Source organism: Roseixanthobacter psychrophilus, assembly GCF_043195195.1.
Classification (GTDB): domain Bacteria; phylum Pseudomonadota; class Alphaproteobacteria; order Rhizobiales; family Xanthobacteraceae; genus NCEH01.
In genome coordinates, this window is the sequence record NZ_JBAFWT010000009.1 from 98,727 (window position 1) to 125,592 (window position 26,866).

Annotated in this window: 25 protein-coding genes; 8 read left to right on the forward strand and 17 right to left on the reverse strand. The window is 66.4% G+C overall.

Features of this window, described 5'->3' with window-relative positions; all coding sequences use genetic code 11:
- Positions 1 to 33 precede the first annotated feature (33 nt).
- The 3 genes from V5F77_RS11105 to V5F77_RS11115 form a co-directional block, all read right to left on the reverse strand.
- Entirely contained in the window at positions 34 to 792 is a 759-nt protein-coding gene (locus V5F77_RS11105) for an SDR family NAD(P)-dependent oxidoreductase (protein WP_429005409.1), read from the reverse strand.
- A 151-nt stretch (positions 793 to 943) separates the two neighbouring features.
- Complete coding sequence (locus tag V5F77_RS11110) at positions 944 to 1,321, reverse strand: carboxymuconolactone decarboxylase family protein (RefSeq protein ID WP_394067003.1); 378 nt, start codon at positions 1,319 to 1,321, stop codon at positions 944 to 946.
- 450 nt (positions 1,322 to 1,771) lie between these two features.
- A complete protein-coding gene (locus V5F77_RS11115; protein WP_429005410.1) occupies positions 1,772 to 3,238 on the reverse strand; it encodes an aldehyde dehydrogenase in 1,467 nt (488 codons plus the stop codon).
- 156 nt (positions 3,239 to 3,394) lie between these two features.
- Between V5F77_RS11115 and V5F77_RS11120 the strand changes: the two genes are divergently transcribed.
- Genes V5F77_RS11120 through V5F77_RS11140 form a run of 5 tightly spaced genes read left to right on the forward strand, consistent with a single transcriptional unit; the run spans position 3,395 to position 7,993 of the window.
- A complete protein-coding gene (locus tag V5F77_RS11120; RefSeq protein WP_429005411.1) occupies positions 3,395 to 4,660 on the forward strand; it encodes an ABC transporter substrate-binding protein in 1,266 nt (421 codons plus the stop codon).
- Between the two features lie 49 nt (positions 4,661 to 4,709).
- Positions 4,710 to 5,570 (forward strand): branched-chain amino acid ABC transporter permease, encoded by an 861-nt coding sequence (locus V5F77_RS11125; RefSeq protein WP_429005412.1) that lies wholly within the window; start codon positions 4,710 to 4,712, stop codon positions 5,568 to 5,570.
- Complete coding sequence (locus V5F77_RS11130) at positions 5,567 to 6,538, forward strand: branched-chain amino acid ABC transporter permease (RefSeq protein WP_429005413.1); 972 nt, start codon at positions 5,567 to 5,569, stop codon at positions 6,536 to 6,538. The genes V5F77_RS11125 and V5F77_RS11130 overlap by 4 nt, the downstream gene beginning before the upstream one ends.
- Positions 6,535 to 7,257 carry an ABC transporter ATP-binding protein gene (locus tag V5F77_RS11135; RefSeq protein ID WP_429005414.1) on the forward strand — a complete coding sequence of 241 codons (723 nt, stop codon included), beginning with the start codon at positions 6,535 to 6,537 and terminating at the stop codon, positions 7,255 to 7,257. Before V5F77_RS11130 ends, V5F77_RS11135 begins: the two co-directional genes overlap by 4 nt.
- A gap of 31 nt (positions 7,258 to 7,288) precedes the next feature.
- Positions 7,289 to 7,993: an ABC transporter ATP-binding protein gene (locus V5F77_RS11140; protein ID WP_429005463.1), complete on the forward strand. Its 705-nt coding sequence runs from the start codon at positions 7,289 to 7,291 to the stop codon at positions 7,991 to 7,993.
- A gap of 109 nt (positions 7,994 to 8,102) precedes the next feature.
- Here the strand turns inward: V5F77_RS11140 and V5F77_RS11145 are convergent, their stop codons facing one another.
- The 7 genes from V5F77_RS11145 to V5F77_RS11175 all read right to left on the reverse strand — a co-directional run bounded on the left by V5F77_RS11145 (position 8,103) and on the right by V5F77_RS11175 (position 14,101).
- Positions 8,103 to 8,903, reverse strand: a complete 801-nt coding sequence (locus tag V5F77_RS11145; RefSeq protein ID WP_429005415.1) for an N-acyl homoserine lactonase family protein — start codon at positions 8,901 to 8,903, stop codon at positions 8,103 to 8,105.
- Between the two features lie 112 nt (positions 8,904 to 9,015).
- On the reverse strand, positions 9,016 to 9,858 hold the full coding sequence (locus V5F77_RS11150; protein ID WP_429005416.1) for an alpha/beta fold hydrolase: 843 nt from the start codon (positions 9,856 to 9,858) through the stop codon (positions 9,016 to 9,018).
- Complete coding sequence (locus V5F77_RS11155) at positions 9,851 to 10,249, reverse strand: hypothetical protein (RefSeq protein ID WP_429005417.1); 399 nt, start codon at positions 10,247 to 10,249, stop codon at positions 9,851 to 9,853. The genes V5F77_RS11150 and V5F77_RS11155 overlap by 8 nt, the downstream gene beginning before the upstream one ends.
- Before the next feature lie 85 nt (positions 10,250 to 10,334).
- The gene (locus V5F77_RS11160; RefSeq protein WP_429005418.1) at positions 10,335 to 10,736 is read right to left on the reverse strand and encodes a (R)-mandelonitrile lyase; all 402 of its coding nucleotides are present in this window, start codon (positions 10,734 to 10,736) and stop codon (positions 10,335 to 10,337) included.
- A 95-nt stretch (positions 10,737 to 10,831) separates the two neighbouring features.
- Positions 10,832 to 12,235, reverse strand: a complete 1,404-nt coding sequence (locus tag V5F77_RS11165; RefSeq protein ID WP_429005419.1) for a TRAP transporter large permease — start codon at positions 12,233 to 12,235, stop codon at positions 10,832 to 10,834.
- Between the two features lie 3 nt (positions 12,236 to 12,238).
- The gene (locus V5F77_RS11170; RefSeq protein ID WP_429005420.1) at positions 12,239 to 12,910 is read right to left on the reverse strand and encodes a TRAP transporter small permease; all 672 of its coding nucleotides are present in this window, start codon (positions 12,908 to 12,910) and stop codon (positions 12,239 to 12,241) included.
- A 192-nt stretch (positions 12,911 to 13,102) separates the two neighbouring features.
- Positions 13,103 to 14,101 (reverse strand): DctP family TRAP transporter solute-binding subunit, encoded by a 999-nt coding sequence (locus V5F77_RS11175; RefSeq protein ID WP_429005421.1) that lies wholly within the window; start codon positions 14,099 to 14,101, stop codon positions 13,103 to 13,105.
- A gap of 426 nt (positions 14,102 to 14,527) precedes the next feature.
- Here V5F77_RS11175 and V5F77_RS11180 point away from each other — a divergent pair, with 426 nt between their 5' ends.
- Positions 14,528 to 15,427 (forward strand): NAD(P)-dependent oxidoreductase, encoded by a 900-nt coding sequence (locus V5F77_RS11180; RefSeq protein WP_429005464.1) that lies wholly within the window; start codon positions 14,528 to 14,530, stop codon positions 15,425 to 15,427.
- A gap of 307 nt (positions 15,428 to 15,734) precedes the next feature.
- Here the strand turns inward: V5F77_RS11180 and V5F77_RS11185 are convergent, their stop codons facing one another.
- Together V5F77_RS11185 and V5F77_RS11190 are read right to left on the reverse strand one after the other, a co-directional pair.
- Entirely contained in the window at positions 15,735 to 16,457 is a 723-nt protein-coding gene (locus tag V5F77_RS11185; RefSeq protein ID WP_429005422.1) for a GntR family transcriptional regulator, read from the reverse strand.
- Positions 16,458 to 16,870: 413 nt separating this feature from the next.
- Positions 16,871 to 17,749, reverse strand: a complete 879-nt coding sequence (locus V5F77_RS11190) for an HpcH/HpaI aldolase/citrate lyase family protein (protein ID WP_429005423.1) — start codon at positions 17,747 to 17,749, stop codon at positions 16,871 to 16,873.
- A 294-nt stretch (positions 17,750 to 18,043) separates the two neighbouring features.
- On the opposite strand from V5F77_RS11190, the gene V5F77_RS11195 reads away from it, so the two are divergent.
- Together V5F77_RS11195 and V5F77_RS11200 are read left to right on the forward strand one after the other, a co-directional pair.
- Positions 18,044 to 18,247 (forward strand): GCG_CRPN prefix-to-repeats domain-containing protein, encoded by a 204-nt coding sequence (locus V5F77_RS11195; protein ID WP_429005424.1) that lies wholly within the window; start codon positions 18,044 to 18,046, stop codon positions 18,245 to 18,247.
- 337 nt (positions 18,248 to 18,584) lie between these two features.
- Entirely contained in the window at positions 18,585 to 18,800 is a 216-nt protein-coding gene (locus V5F77_RS11200; RefSeq protein ID WP_429005465.1) for a helix-turn-helix domain-containing protein, read from the forward strand.
- Positions 18,801 to 18,919: 119 nt separating this feature from the next.
- Here V5F77_RS11200 and V5F77_RS11205 read toward each other — a convergent pair whose 3' ends face one another.
- The 5 genes from V5F77_RS11205 to V5F77_RS11225 all read right to left on the reverse strand — a co-directional run bounded on the left by V5F77_RS11205 (position 18,920) and on the right by V5F77_RS11225 (position 26,844).
- Entirely contained in the window at positions 18,920 to 19,972 is a 1,053-nt protein-coding gene (locus tag V5F77_RS11205; RefSeq protein WP_429005466.1) for a DMT family transporter, read from the reverse strand.
- Positions 19,973 to 20,147: 175 nt separating this feature from the next.
- The gene (locus V5F77_RS11210; RefSeq protein ID WP_429005425.1) at positions 20,148 to 21,623 is read right to left on the reverse strand and encodes a multicopper oxidase family protein; all 1,476 of its coding nucleotides are present in this window, start codon (positions 21,621 to 21,623) and stop codon (positions 20,148 to 20,150) included.
- 53 nt (positions 21,624 to 21,676) lie between these two features.
- Positions 21,677 to 22,051, reverse strand: a complete 375-nt coding sequence (locus V5F77_RS11215) for a hypothetical protein (RefSeq protein WP_429005426.1) — start codon at positions 22,049 to 22,051, stop codon at positions 21,677 to 21,679.
- A gap of 12 nt (positions 22,052 to 22,063) precedes the next feature.
- A complete protein-coding gene (locus V5F77_RS11220; RefSeq protein ID WP_429005427.1) occupies positions 22,064 to 25,195 on the reverse strand; it encodes an efflux RND transporter permease subunit in 3,132 nt (1,043 codons plus the stop codon).
- 8 nt (positions 25,196 to 25,203) lie between these two features.
- The gene (locus tag V5F77_RS11225; RefSeq protein ID WP_429005428.1) at positions 25,204 to 26,844 is read right to left on the reverse strand and encodes an efflux RND transporter periplasmic adaptor subunit; all 1,641 of its coding nucleotides are present in this window, start codon (positions 26,842 to 26,844) and stop codon (positions 25,204 to 25,206) included.
- Between the last annotated feature and the right edge of the window lie 22 nt (positions 26,845 to 26,866).

Consider the following 26,866-nt stretch of genomic DNA (forward strand, 5'->3'; position numbering starts at 1 on the left):
TTGCTTCAGCGCGTTGGCGCGCCAGCGTCGTCCCTAAAAGGCGAAGCGCAGCCCGCCGCCATCGACGGGAATGGTGGTCCCGGTGACGAAGCTCGCCCGCTTCGAGCACAGGAAGGCCACCAGATCCGCCAGTTCCTCCGGTTCGCCGAAGCGGCCCATGGGGATGTTCTGGTCGATGAATTTTTGCCGCGCCGCATCCGTGGGATAAAGCCGCGTCATGATCTGGACCGACTTGATGCGGCCGGGCGCCACGCAGTTCACCGTGATGCCGTGGGGCGCAAGCTCGGCGGCGGCGGACTTGGACCAGCTCTCCAGCGCCGCCTTGGCGGGAATGGCCGCGTTCATCACCTTGGAGATCACCGCGCCGGAAATGTTCACCACGCGGCCCCAGCCCGCCGCCTTCATGCCGGGGGCGAAGGCCTCGGTGAGGCGCCGCGCCGCGTCGAAATTGAGCGCGAAGGCCTCGGCCCATTCCGCATCCCCCGCGTGCTCGCCGAGGGGACGCGAGGCGCCGGCATTGTTCACCAGCACATCGATGCCGCCCAGCGCCTGCAGGACGGCGGCGGTCAGGGTCGCGACGCCGTCCTGGCCCGCGACATCGGCGGTCGCCACGATGGGGCGCGTGTCCCCGGCGGCGGCGATCTCGCTTGCCAGTTCCTCCAGGGGCGCGGCATTGCGCGCGGCGATCACGAGCCTTGCGCCCTCTCCGGCCAGCACCTTCGCCACCGCGCGGCCGATGCCGCTGCCCGCGCCGGTGACGAGGGCGCGCCGTTCGGCAAGTCCCAAATCCATTCCCATGCTCCCGCGATGCGTATTCCTGACGAGGTGCGCGATCTGCCCGGCATGCCGGGTCGCCGGGCAGATCGGGCCACCGAAGCCCGTGGGGCTCGGCCCCGCCGGGGCCTTCGCCCCTTCCGCGTGCCGACCTCAGAGCTGGCCGGCCTCAGAGCTGGCCGGCCTCCTGGAGCACCTTGCGCGCGATGCGGAAGCACTCCACGCCGCAGGGCACGCCGCCATAGATGGCGACCACATGGATGATGGCGCGGATCTCTTCCTTGGTCACACCATTGGTCAGGGCGCCCTTGCAGTGGATCTCCCACTCGTGCCAGCGGGCGAGCCCGCCGAGCATGGCGAGGTTCATCATGCTGCGGGTCTTCACGTCGATGGTCTCGTCGCCCCAGCCGAAGCCCCAGCACCAAGCGGTCATGGCTTCTTGAAACGGCAGGGAAAAGTCGTCGGCATTGGCCAGATTCTTCTCCACATATTCGGCGCCGAGCGTGCTCTTGCGCTTGGCGAGGCCTTTCTCGAACATTTCAGTCATGTCTCACATCACCTTTCTCTGGAACCTGGCCGGGCGGTGTCGGCGCCGGCGGGAGCAGCGTCTGCGCCCGGCGCCCGCCATCCGAAACACACGAACATGTTAAGTGATAATACAATCATACGTTCTTGCGCAATACTTGGGCCGAAGAAAAGCCCGCCGCGAACCGCTTGCCTGTTCTCCGCGCGAACGGCATTCGCACCGCCACTCCGAATGCCTTCACGGAGTCTCCGGCGAAGAGCGCTGCGTTACGATCCATGCCCAAATCCGCGCATCATCCCTGTGTGGATAGTGGCGACGCACGGCGCAGCCCACCGCTCTGCGCCGGCCAGACGCAAATCGCGCCGCCGCAGAGACGCGCCGCTTTCAGTCTTCGTCGAATATGATAATACAATTATAGACATAATGACCCATGGCACGTCGCCCCGGTGATGCGCCATGGGCCCCTGATCGTCAGCGGATGATGAACGGGTTCGCCACCGTGGTTTCCGTGGCGATCCACACCGATTTGACCTGGAGATATTCCTTGATGGCCTCAAGACCGCTCTCGCGACCGATACCGCTGCGCTTGTAGCCGCCGAACGGCGAAGTGTAACTCACCGCCCGATAGGTATTCACCCACACGGTGCCGGAGCGCAGGCGCTCGGACAGGCGCAGGGCGCGGCCCATGTCCTTCGTCCACACCCCCGAGGCCAGGCCGAACGCCACATCATTGGCGATGCACACCGCTTCCTCTTCTGTGTCGAAGGGGATCACCGCCAGCACCGGGCCGAACACCTCCTCCTGGGCGATGCGCATGGCATTAGTGACGCCGGTGAAGATGGTGGGCTCGACGAACTGGCCGCCGGGCGCACCCGCATAGGGCTTGCCCCCGAGCGCGCAATGGGCGCCCTCCGCCAAAGCGATGTCGATATAGTCCAGCACCTTGCGATATTGGGCCGGCGTCGTGACCGGCCCCACATTGGTCTCAGCCTGCATGGGATCGCCGATCTTGGCGGCGCGGGCCACCTCCAGCAGGCGCTCCATGAACCGGTCGTGGATCGAGCGCTGGAGCAGCAGGCGGGAACCGGCGATGCAGGTCTGGCCGGTCGCGGCGAAGATGCCGGAGACCGCGCCCATCACGGCGGCCTCCAGGTCCGCGTCCTCGAACACGATGTTGGGCGACTTGCCGCCCAGCTCCAGGGAGACGTGTTTGATCTGCTTGGCCGCCGTCTCATAGACTTTCTGGCCGCCGATGTCGGAGCCGGTGAAGGCGATCTTGCTCACGGCAGGATGTTCCACGAGCGCCGCACCCGCCTCGGCGCCGAAGCCGGTGACGGTGTTGACCACGCCGGCCGGGAAGCCGGCCTTTTCGAACAGCGTCATGAATTCGAGGCTGGAGGCTGAGGTGAATTCTGACGGCTTGATGATGGCCGCATTGCCGGCCGCCAGAGCCGCGGCGAGCTTCCATGCGAGCAGCAGCAACGGCGAGTTCCAAGGCGTGATCATGCCCACCACGCCCAGCGGCTCGTAGCGGGTGAAATTGAAGATCCCGCTCTTGTCGGTGGGGATGACGGCACCCTCCACCTTGTCGGCGAGGCCGCCATAGTAGCGGTACCATTCGGCGAGATACTTGGTCTGGGCGTGCATCTCGGCATAGAGCTTGCCGTTGTCGCGTACCTCGATCTCGGCCAGGCGCGCCGCATCCCCCTCGATCAGTTCGGCGAGTTTATAGAGGATCTTGCCGCGCGCGGATGGCGTCATGGAGCGCCATGTCTCGAATCCCTTTTCGGCGGCGACGACCGCTTTCGCGATGTCCTCGGCGGTGCCGCGGGCGATCTCGGCCCAGGCCTCGCCGCTATAGGGGTTGCGGGTTTCGAAATATTCGCCGCCGGCCGGCGCAACGAAGGCGCCGCCGATGAAATGGCCGTAGCGCTGCATGGTCTCTCCCTATCCCTATTGGCTTTGCAGCGGCGGAGGGTGGCAGAAACCGAACCGTCCGTCCATGTCATATTGTATGATTGGTTTTCCTTGACATCGCATACCAGGGAGATGAGAGTTCAGGCAATAAGACAATAATTAAATAGGGAGAGGATCATGAGCGAATCCAAGGGGCATAAGACCCTTTCCGCTTGTCGCGCCAACCGTCCCGAGAGCGGCTTCATGCCAAGCCGACGCAGCGTTCTGGCGGCCGGCGCCGCGACGCTTGCCATGCCTTACCTGTCCAGGGTGTCTTATGCGGCGGGCAAGGACGTGAACGTGGGCGTCGTCGTGCCCCTGTCGGGCGCCAATGCCCAGTTCGGCGTGAACTCGCGCAATGGCATCGAGCTGGTGGCGGACCAGATCAATGCCGCCGGCGGCATCAAGGCGCTCGGCGGCGCCAAGATCAATCTGGTGATCGCCGATTCCACCTCCACGCCCACCTCCGCCGCCACCGTGGGCCAGCGGCTCATCGCCCAGAACGACGTGGTCGCCATCCTCGGCGCCTATGCCTCCTCCCTCACCCTGGCCCTGTCCGAGGCCACCGAGCGGCGCGGCATCCCGCTCATGACCATGTCATTCTCCGATCAGATCACCGGGCGCGGCTTCAAGAACGTGTTCCAGATCATCTCCAAGGCCTCCATCCTGGGCGAGGCCCAGTTGAAGGGCACCGCCGAGATCGCGCAGAAGGGCGGCGAGACGCTCAAGACCATCGCCATCATGTACGAGGACACGGCCTATGGCAGCTCGCAGGCCGCCGGCCTGCGCACCACCGCCAAGGAGCTGGGCATCACGGTGGCCATGGACGAGGCCTATCCGCTCGGCATCACCGACGTCACGCCCCTCATCAACAAGCTGCGCGCGGCGAATGCGCAGGCGGTGTTCCCCGCCTCCTATCTGAACGACGGCCTCCAGATCATCCGCACCATGCGCCAGCAGGGCATCAAGCTGCCGGTGATCGGCGGCGCGGGCGGCTATGTGATCCCGGATTTCAAGAAGGCGCTCGGCGACTATGCCGAGAACGTCATGTCCATCGCGCCGGGCAACTACGACCAGGATCCGAGCCTCACCGACGCGTTCAAGAAGCGCTACGGCTATTTCATGGTGCACGAGGCCCTGGAACACGCGGTGTGCCTCGATGTGCTCGCCAAGGCGCTGGAAAAGGCCGGCAAGGCCGATCCCAATGCGGTGCGCGAAACGCTGCATGCCACCCGCTTCGAAGGCGGCTGGTGCAACGCCATGACCGGGCGGGCGGTCAAGTTCGACGAGACCGGCCTCAACACCCTGGCCAAGCCGCTGATGGTGCAGTGGCGCGGCGACAACCTCGTTACGGTGTGGCCGGACGAATACGCCATGGGCAAGGCCATCTGGGCCGGCGCATAGCCGGCCATCGCCTCCCGCCCGCCCCTCACCTTCGCCTCCGGAGCGCTTCATGGCCTTCCTTCAAGCCGTGATCGACGGACTGATGATTGGCGGCGTCTATGCCGTCATCTCCATCGGCCTGACCCTCGTGTTCGGCGTCATGGGCATCGTGAACTTCGCCCAGGCCGAATTCCTGACGCTGGGCATGTTCGTCGCCTTCTTCGCCTGGAAGTATTTGGGCATCGACCCGCTGATCGGATCGCTCATTTCCTTCGTGCTGATCTTCGGCCTCGGCGTCGTCGTGCAGATGACCATCATCCAGAGGGTGTTGAACGCGCCGCCGGTGGCGCAGATCTTCGTCACGGTGGGCCTGCTCATCGTGATCGAGAACCTGTCGCTGATCGCCTTCGGTTCCGACTTCCGCTCGGTGACCACGAGCTACCAGACCTCGGCGCTGAGACTGGGCCCGCTGTTCATCAGCGTGCCCTATCTCGCGGCCTTCTGCATGTCGCTGCTGTCGGGGCTGGCGCTCTGGCTGTTCACCAACAAGACCTGGTACGGGCGGGCCATGCGCGCCACCGCCCAGGACCCCATGGCGGCGCATCTCATGGGCATCAACGCCGACCGCATGCGCCAGATCGCCTTCGGGCTCGGGGTGGGCATGACAGCGTTCGGCGGCGCGGTCATCCTGCCCTATTTCACCGTTCATCCCACCGTCGGCCATCAATTCGTGGTGCTCATGTTCACCGTGGTGGTGCTGGGCGGCCTCGGGAGCGTCGCCGGGGCGGTGGTCGGCGGGCTGGTCGTGGGCGTCATCCAATCGGTGTCGACCCTGTTCTTCCCGATCCAGCTGCAAAACCTCGTCCTGTTCATCGTGTTCATCACCGTGCTTGCGGTGCGGCCCACCGGTCTGATCGGAGCGGCGCGATGAAACCCTGGATCTGGGGCGCTGTGGCCCTGATCGCGGCGGTCGTGGTGCCGTCTTTCCTCGATCCGGCGGGCTATCCGATCCGGGTCCTGACGCTCACGCTGCTGTTCGCCGCCCTCGGCCAGGCGTGGAACATCGTCGGCGGCCTTGCGAACCAGATTTCGCTCGGCCATGCGGCATTCTTCGGCATCGGCGCCTATACTTCCACCATCCTGCTGATCCATTTCAACCTGTCGCCCTGGATCGGCATGCTGGCGGGGGCCGCGCTGGCGGCGCTGGCGGCGTTCCTGCTGAGCTTTCCCACCATGAAGCTGCGGGGGCATTATTTCGCGCTCGCCACCCTCGCCTTCAGCGAGGTGCTGCGCGTCATCGCCAGCTCCTGGACCTCGGTAACCGGCGGCCCGGCGGGCCTGTCGGTGCCCTATGCGGCGGACAGTCTCGCGCTGCTGCAATTCAAGAGCACGACGCCCTATTACTACATCATCCTGGGCGCCCTGGTGCTGATCTGCGTGATCTTTCTGGTGATCCAGAAGAGCGCACTAGGCTATCGCCTGCGGGCGGTGAAGGAAAACCCCGATGCCGCCGAGGTGATTGGCGTGGATACCACGCGGGTGAAGATCACCACCGCCGTCATCTCGGCCGCGCTGACCGCCCTGCTGGGCACGCTCTATGCCCAGTTCACTTATTTCTTCGATCCCGAAGCGGTGTTCGGCATCGTCGCCATCTCGGTGCGCGCCGCCATCATCGCGATCCTCGGCGGCGCGGGCACGCTGGCAGGTCCCCTCATCGGCGCCTTCGTCATCGTGCCGCTGGAGGAGTTCGCCAACGCGGCCCTCTCCTCGCGGGCGGCCGGCCTCTCCCAGCTCGTGTTCGGCCTGATGCTCATCGCCATCATCCTGATCGAGCCGCGCGGCCTACTGGTCCTGGTCTCGAACGGCATCGCGCGCCTCCGCAAGGGGAGGAAGGGATGAACGCTCCGATCCTCCAGGTGGACGGCATCACCAAGAGATTCGGCGGCCTGCTCGCCCTCGACAACGTATCGTTCGAGGTAGCGGCGGGGGATATCATCGGCCTGATCGGGCCCAATGGCGCCGGCAAATCCACCTTGTTCAGCACCCTGGTGGGCCTGCACAAGCCCACCGGCGGCGCGGTGCGCTTCGCCGGCGCGGACATCACCGGCCTCAAGCCCCACAAGGTGGCGGCGCGCGGCCTCACCAAGACGTTCCAGAACGTGGCGCTGTTCATGGAAGCAACGGTGCTCGACAATGTGCTCATCGGCGCCCTGCTGCGCGACAGCGTCGCGCAGGCGCGCACGACCGCCATGGCCTGCCTCGATCGGGTGGGCCTCGCGCACATCGCGGGCAAGACGGCGAACGATCTCTCCTTCCCCGAGCGGGCGCGGGTGGAGGTGGCGCGCAGCCTCGCCACGCGGCCCAAGGTGCTCCTGCTCGACGAGGTGATGGCCGCGCTCAACCCTGTGGAAATGGAGGAGATCATGGCCCTGATCCGCTCGCTGAGGAACGACGGGCTGACCGTCGTCGTGGTCGAGCACCACATGCATGCCATCATGTCCCTGTGCGAGCGCATCGTGGTGCTCAATTTCGGACGCAAGATCGCCGACGGCGCGCCGCAGGACATCGCGAAAGACCCCGAGGTGGTGCGCGCCTATCTCGGCCGCGAATACGCGTGAGAAGGGGCACATGAACATGACCGGAGCCCCGTTGCTGCGGATCGAGCACCTCCATGCCGGCTATGACGGCAATGACGTGCTGCACGACATTTCCATGGAGATGAGCGAAGGCGAGTTCATCTGCGTCATCGGCGCCAATACGGCGGGCAAGAGCACACTTCTGCGCACCATCTCGCGCCTGGTGCGCAACGCGCGCGGACGCATCAGCTTCGACGGGCACGACCTGATGGCGACCGCGCCCTATGACGTGCCCAGGCTCGGCATCGCCCATGTGCCCGAGGGCCGGCACGTCTTTCCCGACATGACGGTGGAGGAAAACCTGTTGCTCGGCGCCTATTGCGTGCGCCACGACCCGGCTTACAAGCAGCGGCTGGAGGAGAGTTTCTCGCTCTTCCCGCGCCTGCGCGAGCGGCGCAACCAGCGCGCCGGCACCTTGTCCGGCGGCGAGCAGCAGATGGTGGTGCTGGGCCGGGCCATGATGCTCGGCATGCGCCTCCTGATCCTCGACGAGCCGAGCCACGGCCTCGCGCCGATCGTGGTGGACGAGGTGCACGACGCGCTGGTGAAGATCCACCAGCAGGGCACCTCGATCCTGCTGGTGGAGCAGAACACCGCGCTGGCCCTGTCGGTGGCTTCGCGCGGCTATGTGCTGGAATCCGGCCGCATCGTGCTCGCCGACACCGCAGCGGCCCTGATGGAAAACCCCAAGGTGCGCGAGGCCTATCTCGGCCTGTGAACCCGCTGGCGCGCGATGCTGGGGGGCTAAGCGCCAGCGGACGCCGGGCCTGAGGCGCGTACCCGTCTCAGGCCCGGCCCCCCGGTCCAGCTCAGCCCCCTTGGCCAGATCAGCCATTGGGATCCGCGTCGAGGCGCAGGACCACGCCCTCCAGGCCCGGAGCGGGCGCGGGATAGCGGTCGAACAGGATCGGATCGTGCCCGGGAATGATGGCCGAGCGGTCGCTGGCCAATGCCCGCAGCCGGTCATAGCCCTCCAGCGTATCGGCTAGGCTGTGGAGGATCGGGAAGGCGCGGCCCTGTTCCATATTGGCGTAGAAATGGCTCGCATCCGAGGCCAGCACGAGCCAGCCGCGCCGCGTCCACACGCGCACCACCTGGAGCCCCTTGCTGTGGCCGCCCACGTGGTGGACGCTGATGCCGGGCGCCACTTCCGCCGTGCCGTCATGGAACTGCACGCGGCCGGCATAGACCTTGCGCACCATGGCCACGACGTCTTCCTCCTCGAACGGCATCTTCAGCGCGCCGTGGCACATGCAGCGGCCGGTGCAATAGCCCATCTCGATATCCTGGAGATGATACTTCGCCTTGGGGAACAGATCGTAATTGCCGCTGTGGTCGTAATGCATGTGCGAGATGATCACGTCCTCGACCGTATCCGGGTCGATGCCGATGCATTTGAGGCCCGCGCCGGGCGAGCGCAGGAACTGCCGCTTGCGCTTTTGCGCCATGGCCTCGTCGAAGCCGGTGTCGAGGATGAGGGTGCGGCCGTTGCCCTTGATGGCCCACACGAAATAATCGAGCGGCATGGGCACGTCATGGGCATCGCCGCCGACGAAATTGTGCGCCGAAGTGGCCGCGGGATTATGCGCATAATGCACCGCATAGACTTCATATGGTTCGAGCGCCATTTGCTCCTCCCGTCATGGACATCGCCGCGCGCGGCCCGCCCTTGTTTGCTGCTCTTGTCATGCGAGCATTGCGAGTTTGCCGCCGCGAAGCCTTGCGGCCCGCGGCGGGTGGTCAGTTGTTGGCCATGAAATCCAGTTCCGGCAGAAGAAAGGTGCGGAACAGCGGGTAATTCTCGATCATGGGGAAATGCCCCATGCCCTGCATCTCGGTATAGCGGCTGCCGGGGATGGCGGCGGCCACCTCGGCGGTCATGGCCGGCGTGCAGGAATAATCATAGCTTCCCGTCAGCAGGCTGACCTTACAGATGTCCGTGTCGATGGTCTTGATGTGCGCACGGGCGTCGAAGTCCATGCTGTAGAACATCACGTCGCCCCGATAGACGCCGGGACCGGACTGCGAATAATACCACCAATTGTCGCGCTTGCCGTCTTCCGGGCTCTGGGGCGCGTTGAGGCCGAACGTATAGGTGGCGACAAGCTCGCCGCCGTGAACCGCCGGATGCAGCAGGAAGTCATTGTAGCGCCCGGGCGCATGGGCCGCGCTTTCAAGGCCGATCACGCCGCGGATCCGCCCCTGGAAATCGCTCGCCACCCGCAGCACGATGGCCCCGCCCATGGAGCAGCCCATGAAAACCGGCTGCTCGACGCCGAGCGCCATCCAGACCGCCTCGATGGCGGCGAGATAATCCTCGGTCGTCAGCTCGTAGGGCTCCAGCCACCATTCGGCCGGCGGATCGGAGCGGCCGTGCCGGGGCAGGTCGAAGCAGATGACGCGGAAGCGGTCGGTGACCTCTGCGTCATTCAGCAGATGGCGGAACTGCCGGCTGTCGGCGCCGGCCGTGTGCAGGCAGATGAGCGGAATGCCCGCGCCGGCCTCCTCCACGAAGATCCGGTGCGCGCGGCCCTTGATGGCCACCTTCAGGTAGCGTCCGAGGATGGGTTCGAAATCAGGCATTGCCGTAGCCCACGCTGCGCATGACGTTCATCATCCGGTGCAACGCCCGCGCGTTCTGCATGGCGACGAGCGTGTCGCCCTCCAGGCGGAACTCGGGCACCCGCATGATCATGGCGAAAATGTCGTGATAGAGCGGTGGCGGGGTCTCGCTCAGGAAGCGCTCCCACAGTTCCATGGGCGCGCGCATCTCGAACTGGGTGCGCACGTCGAAGCGCGGCGAAGCGATGATCTCCTCCACCCGCCCGCGCCGGATTTTCAGCACATAGCGCAAGGCGCCGAAGGTCATCCCCATGTCCACGTCGAACTTGCCGCCGATGACGGACAGTTCGCGATCCTCAGCCACGCTTCTGCCGAAGGCGGCCATCCAGTCGGCGTCGGGAAATCGAGCCACCGCTTTCCTCCTCACTCATGGCAGGCACAGATGCCGGACGCGGCCGGGCTTGCGGCGGGGACACCGCCGCACCCCGGCCGCCGGATCAGGCCGCGCCGTTATATTGCTCGTCGGTCACATGCTCGAGCCATTCGACCACGACGCCATTGTGGCCTTCCTGCATGGAGATGTGGGTCATCATGTTGGTCGGCGTTGCGCCGTGCCAATGCTTCTCGCCCGGCGCGATCCAGATCACGTCGCCGGCGCGGAACTCCTGGATCGGACCGCCCCAGGACTGGCAGAGGCCGATGCCGGCCGTGACATAGAGCGTCTGGCCCATGGGATGGGTGTGCCAGGCGGTGCGGGCGCCGGGCTCGAACATCACCACGTTGGACTTCAGCAGGGCCGGTTCCGGCGCCTCGATGATCGGGTCCTGCCACACCGTGCCGGTGAAGGATTTCGCCGGCGCCTTGCGAGAGGGTGTGGACCCGCCACGTTTGATCTCCATCGAAGTGAACTCCCTTTGTTATCAGGCCGCTTCCACCCGGCCCGGGCGCCCCGCCGCAGCGGGGAAAGGCGTTGAGCGGCGCGCAAGGCCGCCGCTCATTTGAAGCCGAGCGGCTCCGGCCCCATCAGGGTGTAGGGCACGATGGTGGAGAGCACCGGCACATAGGTGACGATGATCAGGACCACGAACAGCACGATGATGAACGGCATCGCCGCCTTCACCACGTCCACCACGCTCATGCGGGCGACGGCGGCCGTAACGAACAGATTGATGCCGATGGGCGGGGAAATCAGCCCGATCTCCATGTTCACAACGATCATGATGCCGAAGTGGATCGGATCGACGCCCAGCGCCATGGCGATGGGAAAGACCACCGGCACGACGATCAGGAGCAGACCCGACGGCTCCATGAACTGGCCGCCCAGCAGCAGGATCACATTGACCGCCAGGAGGAAGGTGAACCAGTTGAAGCCGGCGCCGATCATCCATTCCGTGATGGTCTGCGGCACCCGCTCCGCCGTCAGCACATGGGCGAAGAGCATGGCATTGACGATGATGAACATGAGCATGATCGTCGCCTTGCCCGCCTCCACCAGGACACGCTCGGTGTCGCGATGGAACAGGGCGGGCACGGCGCGCACCGTCATGGCGAACAGATTGCGCCGCAGGGTATGCACCAGCGTCTCGCCGGTACGGTGCCACGGCTCGCCCTTCAACGGGCCCATGTCGCGATAGATGAAATTGGCCACGAGGAAGGAATAGACCGCAGCCACGGCTGCGGCTTCCGTGGGCGTGAACACGCCGCCATAGATGCCGCCTAGGATCACCACCACGAGGAACAGGCCCCAGGAGGCATCGAGGAACGCATCGCGAATGACGGCAAGGCCGCTGAACGGTGCCTTGGGCATGTTCCGCAGGCGCGCGAAAACGTAGATGGTCGCCATCAGAAGGAAACCGGCCACGATCCCCGGCAGGATGCCCGCAAGGAACATGCGGCTGACCGAGACGTCGGTGGCGGCGCAATAGACCACCATGACGATGGACGGCGGAATGAGGATCCCCAGCGTGCCGGCATTGGCGATGATGCCCGCCGCGAACTCCTTGGTATAGCCCGCCTCGCGCATGCTGGTGATGGCGATGCTGCCTATCGCGACCACGGTCGCCGGCGACGAGCCGGACAGCGCCGCGAACAGCATGCACGACATGACCGAGGCGATGGCGAGGCCGCCCCGGATGTGCCCCACCGCGGCCACCGCGAAGTGCACGATCCGGCGCGCGACGCCGCCCGTAGACATGAAGGAGGAGGCCAGGATGAAGAAGGGAATGGCCAGCAGGGTATAGCTCTGCGAGGCGGTGAAAAGCTTCAGCGCTACCGAGGACATGCTGTCCGACGAGAACAGCACGATCGACAGCACGCTGGCGAGGCCCAGGCTGATGGCGACCGGAACGCCGGCGAACAGCAGGCCCAGCAGGGAGGCGCAGAGGAAGAACGAGACCATGTCTCACTTCCCCCGCTTGGCCGCGGCGGCATCGCGCTCGGATGCCGCCGAAGGTTCGTGAGTGCCCGCGAAGGTCTCCTCATCCATCAGTTCCCCGCTCTCGTGGGAGATGGTGATCATCTCGCGCTCGCCGCGCCAGATCTGGATCGCGGCCTGCGCGCAGCGGTACGCCAGCAGCGCGAGACCAAGGGGCAGGATGAAATAGACCACCCAGCGGTGGACGCGGGCCTGGATGCCGAAGGCGTGCTGCGCCCATTCAGGATAGCGCAATTCATGCAGGCCGATGCCGGTATTGAAGGTCCGCAGCCAATAGCTGTAGGCCCCGCCGCTGGTGGGAAGGCCGAAAACCTGGAGCCAGTCGGCGGCGAAGAAGATGGCGGCATAAAGCACGCCGCACAGCGCGCCGAAGATGGCGAAAGCCCGGAACCACGGTTTGGGAAAAGCCCGCACGAACGTATCCACGCCAAGATGCGACCCGATCTTCACGCCATAGGACATCCCAAACAGGATGAGCCAGGCGAACAGGATGCGCGTGAATTCAAGAGCCCCAAGCCAGCCGGTGTTGAACACATAGCGGGCCACAACTTGTGCGAATGAGGTGAGCACCATGGCGCCCATCAGGAACGCGATGATTATTCGTTCGACGCGATCGACACTCTGACCGAACCTGCCCATTTGTCGTATCCTTAGGAATACAGGTAGCGTCGCCCGAACCGCCGCATCCTTGGGACCGGCGGGCGGGACTCTTCATGCGATGTCGGCTTTCGAGGCGGCTGGCGCGCGACGCTTGGGCAGGCACTGCCAAGCTGCCTCCAGGCAGCCTCCGAGCAGCCGCGCCGCCACGGGGGCGGCGCGCACCGCCCCGGTTCAGGGGGTGTTGGAGGCAACGGCGGCCTGGATCACATCGGCCCCGATGCCGCTCTCGAACTGCTTCCAGACCGGCTTGACGACCGCGACCCACCGCTGGCGCTGCTCGGGTGAGAGGTGACGCACCTTCACGCCGGCATCGACGATGCGCTGCTTGCTCTGGTCGTTGATCGCGGTTGCTTTGTTATTGTATTCTTCCGCGACTTCGTTGGAGATTTTCAGGAACTGAGCGCGCACATCCGGGGAAAGCTTGTCCAGGAATTTTTGCGACGTCACAAGAATGTAGGTCAGGAACTGGTGATTGGTCTCGGTGATGCCATCCTGAACTTCATAAAGCTTGCCGGTATAGATGTTGGACCAGGTGTTTTCCTGGCCATCGACGACGCCGGTCTGCAAGGCGCCGAATACCTCGCTCCAGGCCAGCGGCTGCGCGGTGGCACCGAGGGCGCTGATCATGGCGATGGAGACGTCGGACGTGGTGGCGCGGATCTTCAGGCCCTTGAGGTCCTTCGGCTCCAGCAAGGGGCGATTGGCCGACCAGGCGCGCAGGCCGTTATAGAGATAGGTCACGCCGACGAAACCGTTGCTCTGCATGGAATCGAGCAGCTTCTTGCCCACCGGGCCATGGGTAAAGCGGGAGACCGCCTCGGTGTCCTGGAACAGAAACGGCAAGTTGAAGACGTCGAATTTCTTGGTATAGGCGCCAAGCTTGCCGATATCGGGCGAGGCCAACTGGACGTCGCCGATCGCCAGCGCCTCCATCACCTCGTCGTCATTGTAGAGCTGGGAGCTCGGGTAGACCTGCATGCACAGCTTGCCGTTCATCTCGGCATTGATGCGCTTGGCCAGGGCGACCGCCATCTCGCCCTTTGGATTTCCGGTGGGCGCGCTGACGTGGCTGTATTTGATTACGGTCTCGCCGGGCTGGCACTGTTCCTGGGCCATGGCACTGCCGCACAGCAGCGTTGCCGCGACTGCGGCCAAGATGATCGGCTTCATGTTTCCTCCTCGTGAATGTCTTCACGCGATTTGTTTTTTTGGACGTAGCGCCCGTTCTGGCGCTCGCCTGTTCATTGCCGAGCATGGGTCCCGATGTGCCGGAACCGGCTCGGATATAAGAATGGAACCACGACGGAGCGCACCAGATCCGACCCAAGACCTTCGGCCGAAGTCGTAGTGGCGTCCCACAGCACAGAGAAAGGCCGCGCGAAATGGTGCGTCCCTTCGCGGAACTGACGAAAACTCATCACGTCTCCCCCGGGATGTCAATATGATTGTATTACTGAAATAAGGTCGATATTGTGCATCCGTCACACGCGCGGCTCCGCAAGGTGGGCCATCGGCCTCCTTCCCGGCGGCGCGTTCTTCCCCGTGCGACAACGATCGCCAGAAGGCGGCGTGCGGCCACAATCGGGTTTGGAGGAAATCTTGAGCAAAACATTCGGCTTCATCGGTCTCGGCAACATGGGCATGCAGATGGCGGGACGCCTTCTGGACGCCGGCCGCTCGCTCGTCGTCTTCGATACGCGCGAGAGCGCGGTTCAAGCCTTCGTCGACCGCGGCGCCGTGCGCGCCACGTCGCCGGCGGACGTCGCCTCCAAGGCCGAGACCATTTTCCTCTCCCTACCGACGCCGCCCATCGTCGAGGCGGTCGCCATGGGGGAGAACGGCCTTGCCGCCGGCACCCTGGTCAAGCGGATCGTGGACCTCTCCACCACCGGCCCGGACATGGCCGCGAGCCTTGCCGAGCGGATGAAGGCCAAGAACATCGTGTGGATGGATTCCCCGGTCAGCGGCGGCGTCGGGGGCGCCAAGGCGGGCACGCTCGCGGTCATGTTCTCTGGCCCCAAGGCGGATTACGACGACCTGATGCCCGAACTGACGGTGATCGGAAAACCCTTCTATATCAGCGAGAAGCAAGGTCTCGCCCAGACCATGAAGCTGGTGAACAACCTGCTTTCGGCGGCCGCCATGGCGCTGAGCTCGGAAGCCCTGGTGATGGGCGCGAAGGCCGGCATCGACCCCACGGTGATGGTCAACGTGATCAATGTGGGCAGCGGCCGCAACACCGCCACGCTCCAGAAATTCCCCCAGTCGATCCTGCCGGGCACCTTCGACTTCGGCTTCTCCACCGGGCTCATGAACAAGGACGTGCAATTGTTCATGCAAGAGGCCAAGGCCATGGGCCTGTCCCTGGAAGGCTGCGACGTGGTGGCCAAGCTCTGGGGAGAGGCGGTGCAGAAGCTCGGCTTTGAGTCCGACTTCACCAAGATCGTCACCCTGGTGGAAGACGAGGCCGGCGTGAGGGTGCGCAGCGCCTCCTAGAATGGGATCCGATCAGGCTGAATCGAGCTGATTGGTGAAGCCGCCGCTAAAACATTGATGGAGAACGCTTTACCGTTCAGGTGGCCATGCCATCTGAACGGCACGTGCTCGAAAGCGCTTGCCCGGGCTCGGGTCAACGCTCGATCTCACGTGCCGCCGCGCTCTCTTCGGGCGGGGCGGCCATTTAGTGTTACAATCATACAATGTTATTCTAATCTCGCCCCCGCCCGGCTCTTTATCGCACGCCGACGCGCGATAAGCCCATCCCACCGACCGCGCAGCAGGTCCGAGGCGATCGGCGGCGGTTTCACGCATAGGCGGCGGGTGTACGACGGCGGCGCTTGTCCTCGCGTCCATCCATGGAGAAGGTGTGCATGGCGGCGGAAGCCGCCCGGCGGACATGGTCCATGGCGATGGCGCGCGCCTTCACGGGGTCACGTTCGTCGAGAGCGTCCAGCAGCGCCTGGAGTTCGCTCAGGCTCTGGTTCCAGCGGTTGGGCGCCTGGAGCGATTGGGCGCGCAGCAACATGGTGCGCGAATTCAGCATGAACAGGGCCTTGCCCAGGGCATCATTGCCCGAACCGGCGATGAGGCATTCATAGAATTTGTTCTTCAAGGTCACGCGCTTGACCGCCAGTTCTTCGCTCTTCACCTCCTCGAAGACGGCACGCAGGTCGCGGTGCTGCTCTTCCGTTGCGTGAGCGGCGAACAATTGCGCGGCGAGCCCTTCCAGCACCTCGCGCACCTGATAGACCCCGATCGCCTGGGCGGCGGTGATGCGGGCCACCACCGGTCCCTTGTGGGCGACCACCTCGATCAGACCCTCGGATTCCAGCTGGCGCAGCGCCTCGCGCACCAAGGTGCGGCTTACGCCGGTCATCTCGCACAGATCGCGCTCGGGCATGCGCTCGCCGGGACGAAACCGGCCGGCGGCGATGGCCTGGCGGATGCTTTCGGTCACGCTGTGGCGCAGCAGCGCCGCCGGCCGCGCGACCAAGAATTCCTTGTCAAATTCCCTTGCTTCACTCATCCGCCGTACTTTTCTCTTGTCTCACGCCATGGCACTGGACCAACCCCGACGCCACGGCCCGATGATTCAAATATTGGCGTCACCAGGGACGCCTGTCCAGAACCCGCGAATACAAACCGATTGTCTGTCTGAACATGATCTATATCCGAAAATCTCCGCATGCGCATCGTTCTCGCGTCCCGGACACCGGCGCGCTGGGCGGCCAGGCCTCGCCGCCAAGGTGAAGCGGCGCGAGGTATTTGCCTCCCGAGCCTTCGGCCGGACCCAGCCCCGCGTCGTCCATTCCAGGCGGGCGAAGTATAGGCCGCGACGTACCAATATACCGACAGGCAGATTCCTCAACTGGGCGCGGGTTATTTCAGCTTTACTTGCGATCGCCGCGCCCGCCACGCGCCCACTCCTCGGCGCACGCATCAGGCCGCCTGCTCCCGGTCGCGGATCGCCTGGACCGTCGCGAGCACACGCTGCGCCCGGAAGACGATGGGATAATCCACGAACTTGCCGTCAAGCTGGAACGCGGCCTCGCCCCGCGCCTCGGCTTGCGCGAATGTCTCGACGATGCGCCGGGCGAAGGCGACTTCGGCGTCGCTCGGCGTGAAAACCGCGTTCACGATGGGAATTTGCGCCGGGTGGATGCACATCTTGCCCTGGAAGCCCGTGCCGGCCACGAATTCCGCCGAGCGCTTCAGCCCCTCCGCGTCGTCGAGCCGGACCCAGACGCTATCGATAGGCGGCTCCAGATCGGCGGCGCGGCAGGCGGTCACGAGGCAAGCGCGGGCCTGGGCAAGCTCGCCCTCGTGGGCGGTCCAGTTCATGTTGACGTCGAGGGCGAAGTCCCCCGCGCCGAACGCGAAGCGCCGAACGCGGGTGCCGGCATTTACGATCGCGTGCAGATTGGCGAAGCCCTTGGCGGTCTCGACGATGGGCAGCAGATCGATGTCGCCCTCGGACAGGCCGTGTTGGCGCTCCAGCTGGGTGATGATCCAATCGGCCGCGAACAGATGCCGCGCCGATTCGATTTTCGGCAGCATGATGCCGTCGACGCCGGGACGCACCACGGCGGCAAGGTCGCCAAAGCAGAACGGTGTATCCATGGCGTTGACGCGCACATAGCCGGCGCAGCGGCGCGGCCGGCCGAGGGCCTCCACCACCAGCGGACGCGTTGCGCTCTTCTCGCTGACGGCCACCGCATCCTCCAGATCGAGGATGACCGCGTCCGCCCCCACTTCGAAGGCCTTTTCAACTCGCCGGGCGTGATTGCCCGGCGCGAAAAGCATCGTGCGAAGCGGCATGGACGGCTCCCGAAGGTCAGATGCAAGGATGTGGCGCGCACGATGCGCGAAGTCCGAGCCGACCTTAGCCGCTTCTTTCCACCCCTCGCGATACAGTTTGGCGCAGCGGCGGATATCTCCAGGTTATGCCCCGCCGTCGGCGCGCGGCCGCCGGAACACGCGCAAGCCGGCCCGCCAGCGGCGGAGCCCGCACGCTTATTCCCATTAAGAAACAGTCGCTTAGACCGCGTTTCTGGAACGCTGCGGGGGTGCCATGCATTGTCGCCGCATCGGATCAACAGGGATGTGAATGCGATGCGTAAAGTTCTTTTCGCTACCGTTCTGGCGCTCTGCTGCGTCAGCGTCGAGGCCGAGGCGTTTCCCGTGCAGCCGGGTCAGCCCGGTCCGAGCCCGGTCATCACCGTCGCGCAGGGCTGCGGCGTCGGCTGGCATCGCGGGCCTTATGGCGGCTGTCGACCCAATGCCGTGCGGCGTTGCTGGTGGCGAGCCACGCCCTGAGGGGCCGCGCCGCGTCTAGGCCGAACAGAACCGAGACGATCTCCTGCCAGTCGGCGCCATCCACGGTGGCGTCAAGCAGCCGCGCCTAGAGCTTGATATGCGTCCGGTCGTAGTCTGTCAGCTCGAGACTGGTCGGTCCTGTGTCCTCGAACGTCTCGGTCATGTTTCCCCGCGTGTTCATGGCCAGCGTCACCCAGCTCTTCTAGCAGAGGCACGATGGCGGCGCGAGCCGTGCGCTTTAAAGGTGCACAAAGGTAGTTCTGCCCAGTGCACCAAACCCTTCGAGGATCGAGCGAATACATATTATAGTTGATGAGCTCAGAGGGTGTAAATTGCGATCCGTCTGCGCAAGCTGGTCGGACGGAATTTCGTGCGCCTGCGTCAGGAGAAGGGCCTGACGCAGGAGGAGGTGGAAGCACGTTCCGGCTTCAGCCAGCAGTACATCAGCGGCCTTGAACGCGGCCGGCGCAATCCCACCGTCATCACCCTGCACGAACTGGCCCAGGCGCTAGGCGTCAGCCAGCAACTGGTGCGTCCGAACGGTAAAGACTGAACCGAGGGCGGCGGGATCGGATTCGCGAGAAGTGTCACCGTCATCATCATTGCGGGGATTCTACATCACCCCCGCAATACAAACCGACGATCCGCAACCGTTTCCAGGTGCGCCATGCGTCATCCGCGTGGAGCGTGCCCATGGCGGTGGTGGATGTCCGGGTAGTGCGGGTGCCGATGGACCATCGGCGCGTGCCGGTGCCAGTGGCTGTGCGGCTCGCCCGCCGGTGCCGCGACATCGTGGTTGTGCTGGTGATGGGCGTCGTGCTGATGTCTATGCTCGTGCTCCAGTGCCTCGTGGGCATGCTCGTGCTCATGCTGCTCGGAAAGGTGCAGCCAGAGGCCGAGCGCCATCAGGAGCCCCGCGATCACGAACTGGGGCGTAATGGCCTCGCCGAGCAAGGCGATGGCCAGGACGGCCCCGACGAACGGCGCCAGCGAGAAATAGGCGCCGGTCCGCGCCGTGCCGAGATGGCGCAACGCGAGCACGAACAAGGCGAGGCTGACGCCATAGCCGAAGAAGCCGACCACAGCGGCCGCGGCCACGGCCCCTGTCGAGGGGACGGGCGCCCCGTGGCCGAGGGCGATCACGAGGTTGATGGTTCCGGCGATCAGCCCCTTGAGCATGGCGATCTGCACAGGATCGGCAGACGAGAGCTTGCGGGTGAGGTTGTTGTCGATGCCCCAGCACAGGCACGCGCCAGCGATCAGCGCGGCGCCGAGGTCTAAGGTTGCCGATCCCTGCCAAGAGAGAGCCGCCGCGCCGAGGAGGATGGCAAGCGCCCCGAGGAGGAGGCGCCTATCGACATTCTCCCGGAAGGCGATCCAGGCGATGGCCATGGTCGCCACCCCTTCCAGATTGAGCAGGAGGGAAGAGCTCGCAGCATCGGTCCGGGCGAGCCCGAACATGAGCAGCAGCGGGCCGAGGATTCCACCGGCGAGGATCACCAGCGCGAGCCACGGCATATCCGCCCGCCGCAGCGGCGCCTCCACCGCCGGAAGTCGGAGTGCCGCCCGGAAGCCGTGGATGGCGGCGAGGCCCGCGCCGGCTCCGATGTAGAGCAGGCCGGCCATCAGCCAGGGATCGATCGCCCCGAGGAGCAGCTTGGCGAATGGCGTGCTCGCGCCGAACAGTCCGGCGGACAGCAGGCCGAAGGCGATGCCGGTCTTCATCACGCGATCCCCATCCTGCCCGGGCAGTGCTCCGCCCTCAGCGCCCGAGATACTTGATGAGCGTCACGATGCCCAGCACGACCAGCGTCAGGATGAGGAGGCCGAAGAGCCACATCCCCCACATGCCGCCGCCCATCATTTGATCGTAGTACATGACGGTCTCTCCTCTGCGGGTTCAGCCCACCTTCACCACCGCCATCATGCCCGTGGCCATGTGGTAGAGGTGGTGGCAGTGCAGAAACCATTCGCCCTTCGGCCCGGCGTCGAAGGCGATGGTGACGGGCATGTGCGGCGGCACCATCACCGTGTCGCGCACCGCGCCGGAGAAGCGGCGCCCGCCGATGCCCACCACCTGGAAATGGTGGCCGTGTAGGTGCATGGGATGGCTCATGGTGGTGGGGTTCATGAAGGTCATCTCGACCCGCTCACCCGGGCTTACGGCGAAGGGGCTTGCCTCACCATATGTGCGGCCGTTGATGGTCCAGCGATAGCCGGCCTCCTCGCCGAGCATGATGGGGAAGATCTTGTCCGCGTTGCGCCGCGCGAGTGGCTTCCCCGCGGAAAGTCGCTCTTCGAACGTAAGGTCGAGCAGGCCCTGCGGACGGTCGGCAGTGTCGGCGATGCGCGCGACGGACGCGCCGGCCGTGGCCAGGATGACGCCGGTGCGCCGGGCCGAGGCCTCAACCTGCGCCAGAACCGGAAAGGCATCGCCGCTCGCAGGAATATCCACCAGAAGGTCGATGCGCTGGCCCTGGGCCAACGGAAAAGCCTCCGCCTCCGTCGGGACGCAGGGTGAGCCATCCACCGCGACGCAGCGGGGGTTCAGGCCCGGCACGCTGACGAAGAAGGCGGTGGCGGTGCCGCCGTTGATGATGCGCAGCCGCACCCTTCCGCCCTTCTCCACCTTCACCACCTCGGGATCGGCAAGGGTGCGGCGGTTGGCGAGGAACGCGTCATAGTCGACGTCGTTGGCGTGCGCCATCATCCCGCCGCCCATGCCGCCCATCGCGCCCATGCCGTGGCCGGCATGGCCCATTCCCGGCATCGCCATCCCCGCCGCGCCCAGCGTGGGCTGGCCCGCTCCGTGAGCACCGTGGCCGCCATGGGCGTTCGCGCCACCGAGGCCGGCGAGGATCTCCTCCGGGCTGCGGAAGGAGAAATCGTGCAGCATCACCACCACGTCCTGCGCATCGCCCGCATCCGCCTCCCGGGTGACGAGGGGAGCGGCGAGCAATTGCTGCTCGCTGAGCGTATGGGAATGCATCCAGTGGGTGCCCGGCGTGAGGCGAAAATCCACCTGATCGGTGCCGCCGGGAGCCAATTCGCCGCCATCGGGGCGGGCGCGGTCCTGGTCCGGCGGGGCGAAGATCTGGCCGTGCCAGTGCATCACCGACGGGGTTTGCGAGGCGTTGAGCACGGTGCCGGTGAGGCGGTCACCCTCCTTGGCGAAGATGCCTTCGCCCGCCGGGCCCTTGACGGCGAAGACCTTGGCCGCCTTGCCGTTCACGTCGAGGGTGAGGCTCTCCACGGTGATGAGCGGGGCGGCGAGGATGCGGCTCCACCCTCCGGAGAAAGCGAGCGCACCGGCGGCAGCGCCACCCGCGAGGAAGGTGCGGCGGGACAGGGAAGACAGGTGCTTAGGTCGGGTCATGGTCGGCCTCCTGGGTGCGTCGCCGGGCAGACGAGGCGAGGCAGGGATTGAGATCAGTATTTCGCCTGGGTCGTGGAGCCGTCGGGCGCGGTGAGTTGGACGGCGCCCTTCACGCCCTTGGGCACGGCGACCGGGGCGGTCCCGGCAAGCCGGCTGCCGCCGGCGGGCGTCAGGGGGAAGCGTTGAGCCTTGCCGTCCACCAGCAGGATGGCATTGACCTTGAAGCCGTCGGCCGGAACCGGCTTATCGGAGCCGTCGCTGAGATAGAGCGAGACGGCAGTCGTCCCATCGGCCACCAGTTCGGCGTGATAATGCCCGGCATCCACGCGCACGCCGCCGTTGGGGCCGGTGCCGGGCTCGTGCGCGAGGAGTGGCGTCGCGAGCAGGGGAAGAGCGATGAGGGCCGACGCAAGGGGGCGGAAGATCATGGCGCACTCCGATCAAAAGGCATCCGCACGGGCGGCGGCCGGGGTGGGGCCGGTCTCGCCCGCCGCCGCCACCAGCCGCTCCAGCGGGCGGCGGCCGTAGAGAAGGACGAGGACGGGGGTGAGCACGGCATCGAGCAGCGTGGCGCTGACGAGGCCGCCGAAGATGGTGACGGCCACCGGGTGCAGGATCTCCTTGCCCGGCACCTCGGCCCCGCTCATGAGCGGCAGCAAGGCGATGCTGGCGGAGGCGGCCGTCATCAGCACCGGGGTCAGCCGCTCAAGGCTCCCGCGCGCCACCAGCGCGGGACCGAACGGCAGGCCTTCGGTGATGGCGAGATTGATGATGTGGCTGATCTTCAGGATGCCGTTACGCGCGGCGATGCCGGTCAGCGTCACGAAGCCGATCATGCTCGCCACCGAGAGCGGCTGCCCGGCCAGCCACAAGGCCACCACCGCGCCGATGAGGGCCAGCGGCACGCTACCCATGATGACCAGCGCGAACAGTGCCGAGCGGTAGCGGCTGTAGAGGATGGCGAAGACCAGGAGCAGCGATACGGCCGCGAGGCCGCCGATGGTGCGCATGGATTCCTCCTGCGCCGCGAAGGTGCCTTCGAGGGTCGTGGACATGCCGGGCGGCAGGTCCGTCGCGGCGATCACGCGGCGCATGTCGGCGATGATGGCCGCCGTGTCGCGCCCGCCGGAGGTGTTGGCGAGCACGACGATGCGCCGGCGCCCGCCCTCGCGCAGGATCTGGTTCGGCCCATCCGTCTCCTTCACGTCCGCCACGTGGGAAAGGGGCACCCAGCCGGATGGGGTCTCAATGAGGAGGCGGGTCAGCCCCTCTGCGCTGCGCGTTGCCTCGGGCAGGCGCACCACCAGGTCGAAGCGCCGGTTGCCGTCCACGAGGGTCGAGACCACGCGCCCGTTGGAGAGCCGTGCCAGCGCGTCCGTCACCTGTGCGGGCTGGAGGCCATGGAGGGCGGCGCGGCCGTAATCCACGCTCACCGTCACCTCCGGCACCCGCACCTGCCGCTCCACCTGCAGGTCGACGAGGCCGGGAATGGCGCCGAGGCGCTGGCGCAGGCTTTCCGCCGTGGCGCGCAGGCTGTCGAGGTCGTCGCCGAACAGCTTCAGGGCGATCTCGGCCCGCACGCCGGAGAGCATGTGGTCCAGCCGGTGGGAGATGGGCTGGCCCACGTTGAAGGACGCCGGCAGGACGGAGAGGCGGTCGCGGATGTCAGTGGTGATCTCGGCCCGGCTGCGGGCGGAGGGCTGAAGGTCCACTTCGATCTCGGAGGCGTGCACGCCCTCCGCATGTTCGTCGAGCTCCGCCCGCCCGGTGCGCCGACCCACCGCCTTCACCTCCGGCACGTCCAGGATCAGCGTCTCTGCGATAAGCCCCATGCGGTGGCTCTCGGCCAGCGAGAGGCCGGGCCGGAACGACATGGAAATGGTGAGCGAGCCCTCGTTGAACGGCGGCAAGAAGGCGCGCGGCAGGCCTGCGGCGGCGGCCAGCGCGGCGACGAACAGGAGGGCGGTTCCCGCCATCACCAGGCGCGGGTGGCGGAAGGCGGTGGAAAGGAGCGCGGCGTAGCCACCCTTCAGCATCCGCACCAGCGCCCCATCCCTTTCCGCATGGCGGCTGAGGGCGGGCAGCAGGTAGAAGGCGAGCACCGGCGTGAGCGTGATGGAGGTCAGTAGGCTCGCGAGGATGGAGACGATATAGGCCTGCCCCAGCGGCTCGAACAGCCGCCCCTCGATGCCCGGCAGGGCGAACAGGGGCACGAACACCAGCACGATGATGAGGGTGGCGTAGACGATGCCGGAGCGCACCTCCCGGCTCGCCGCCACCACCACGTCGAACACGGGACGGGGCGCCGCCGCGGCGGCATTCTCGCGCAGCCGCCGGAAGATGTTCTCCACGTCCACCACCGCATCGTCCACCAGTTCGCCGATGGCGATGGCGAGGCCGCCCAGCGTCATGGTGTTGATGGAGAGGCCGAAGGCGTGGAACACGATGGCTGTGGCCAGGATCGACACCGGGATGGCGGTGAGCGAGATGACGGTGGTGCGCCAGTTGAGAAGAAACAGGAACAGCACCACGGCCACCACCGCCATGGCCTCCAGCAGCACCTTCTCCACGTTGCCGATGGAGGCGGCGATGAAGTCCGCCTGCCGGAACACCGGCGGGGAGATGCGGATGCCATCGGGCAGCGTGCGGTTGAGGTCCGCCACCGCCTCTTCCACCGCGCGGGTGAGGGCGAGGGTGTCCGCCTCCGGCTGCTTCTCCACGGAGAGTATCACGGCAGGCCGCCCCATATAGCCGGCATCGCCGCGCTTCAGCCGCGCCGCATGGTCCACCTGCGCGATCTGATGAAGGAAGACGCTGCCGCCGGCGGGGCGGGGCAGGACGAGGGTCTTCAGGTCGTCGAGGCTGAGGGTGCGGGCGATGTTGCGGATGAGGAATTCCCGGCCGCCCTGGTCGGCGAAGCCGCCGCCGGAATTGGTGCCGAATTGGGAGAGCGCCTTTTCCAGCGCGTCGAGTGTGATGCCGTAGGCGCGCATGGCGGCAACATCCGGTGCGACGCGGAACTGCCGCACCTCCCCGCCCATGGGGATGACCTGCGCAATGCCGGGGATGGCGAGGAGGCGCGGGCGGATGACGAAGTCCGCCGCCTCCCGCACCGCCATGGGCGATGCGGTGTCGCTGGTGACGGCGAACATCAGGACCTGCCCCATGATGGAGCTGATAGGACCCATCTGCGGCGCAACGTTCGCCGGGAGCCGGTCGCGCACCAAAGCGAGGCGCTCCGCGATCTGCTGGCGGTCGCGGAAGATGTCAGTGCCGAAGTCGAATTCCACATAGAGGACCGAGAGGCCGACACCGGACACCGAGCGCAGGCGGGCGAGGCCTGGCAGGCCGTTCATGGCCGTTTCCAGCGGGAAGGTGATGAGTTGCTCCACCTCGGCGGGCGCGAGCCCTTCCGCCTCGGTCATGATGGTGACGGTGGGCCGGTTGAGATCCGGCAGCACGTCCACCGGCAGCCGCGTGACCGCATAGGTGCCGTAGACCACCAGCACCAAAGCGAGCGCCAGCACCGGCAAGCGGTTGCGCAGGGATTGGGTGACGAGGACCGTGAACATCCCCGGCCTCAGCGGATCTGGTCAAGGAGTTCGGCGCCATCGGTCACGATGCGGCGGCCGGGGGCGAGGCCCGCCAGCACCAGCACGCGAGACGCGTCGAGGGGCTCCGTCTTCACCTCGCGCGGCATGAAGCGCTCGGCGCTGACGTGTTCATAGACGATGGGCTGGCCGTTCGCCCCGCGCACCACCGCCGAGCGGGGGATGGCGATGCCCGAGCGCGGGGCGCCGGCCTCCGCGAAGACCGTCAGGAACTGGCCGGGGCGCAGCTCCCCGGTATTCGAGGCGACAGAAAACAGGAGGGGAAGTGCCTGGGCCCGGTCAGATATCCCCGCGCCCATGAAGGCGAGCGCCACGGTTCGCCCGTCGGGCAGGCGTCCTGTGGCACCGGATCGGCCGACATCGGGCGAGAAGCCGAGCGCCTCCACCCACAGTCGGCGGGGATCGACGATGCGGAACACTACCGTGTTCGGGTCCGCCATCTGCCCCGCCACGGCATCGGCGGCGGCGATGACGCCCGACACCGGCGCGCGCAGCGCCTCCGGCTCGCGCTGCACCCGTTCCAGCCTGGCGCGGCGGGTTTGGAGCCCCTTCAGCTCGATCTCCGCCTCCTCCACCTCGCGGCGGGTGACGGCGTTGGGAATGGCCGAGAGCCGCTCGTAGCGGCGCTTCACGATAGCGATCTGCTGGTCCAGCTCGTAGCCCTGCTGCTCCAGGTCCTTGAGGTCGGAGGCGCCGATGGGCGGATGCACATAGGCGAGGATCTCGCCAGCCTCGACCTTCGTGCCGAGCGGCTTGAAGCCCCCTTCCGGCGGCGTAAGGCGCCCACCCACCGCGGCCTGGACAAGGCCGCTGGCATTGACGTCCGGCACAACGCGGCCGGGCAGCTCGACCGTGCCGGCAAAGGTGCCCGCGGCGGTCACGAGGGTGCGCACGCCGAGGATGCGCTGGGTCGGCTTGGGCACGATCACCGAGCCGTCGGGAAGGCGCTGGGCGGCATCGCGGGCGGGGGGCCGCGTGTCCGCCGCCCATGCGCCCTTCGGGGCGCCGGTCAGAGCGACGCCGAGCGATCCGAGGATGAGGAGCGCCCCCGCCCGCCGCCGGGACATGACCAGCGCTCCGGCCAGGAAGCCGATGAGGAGGCCCGCCAGAATGCCCGCGAGGAGGTCGGTTGGCAGACCGCCGAGCTGCGCCAGCACCACCGGCGCTTGCTTCTCGGACGATGTCGGAGCGGCGGGTATGGTCAAGGTGGCGGCAAGAACGTCCACCGCGTCGCCGGCCGTAACGGTGAAGGCGAGGTCGTGCGCGCCCGGCCTAGCAGCGAAGGGAACCGGCAGCACATAGGCGCCCGGCCCCGCGGGCTTCGCGGTCCGCGATCCTTCGGGCGTGTCCACCTCGATGGTGGCGCCTTCCACCGGGGCGTTGTCGGCGAAGCGGTCGAGGTGGATGGTGAGGGTGCCGTCGCGCAGCACCGCCACCAGCTCGAAATCAGCGGAGGTCGCCTCGGCGCGGGGGACGAGCGTCGTCACCGGGGGCGGTGGGGGCGCACCGTGGTCGTGGCCTTCGTGGGCCACAGCGGGGCCGGATAGCGCCGCGCCGGCGAGAAGCCCGCACAGGCCGAACACGGCTTTCCGCAAGAAATGACGCGCCATGCCTCAACCCGTCCGCTCGCGA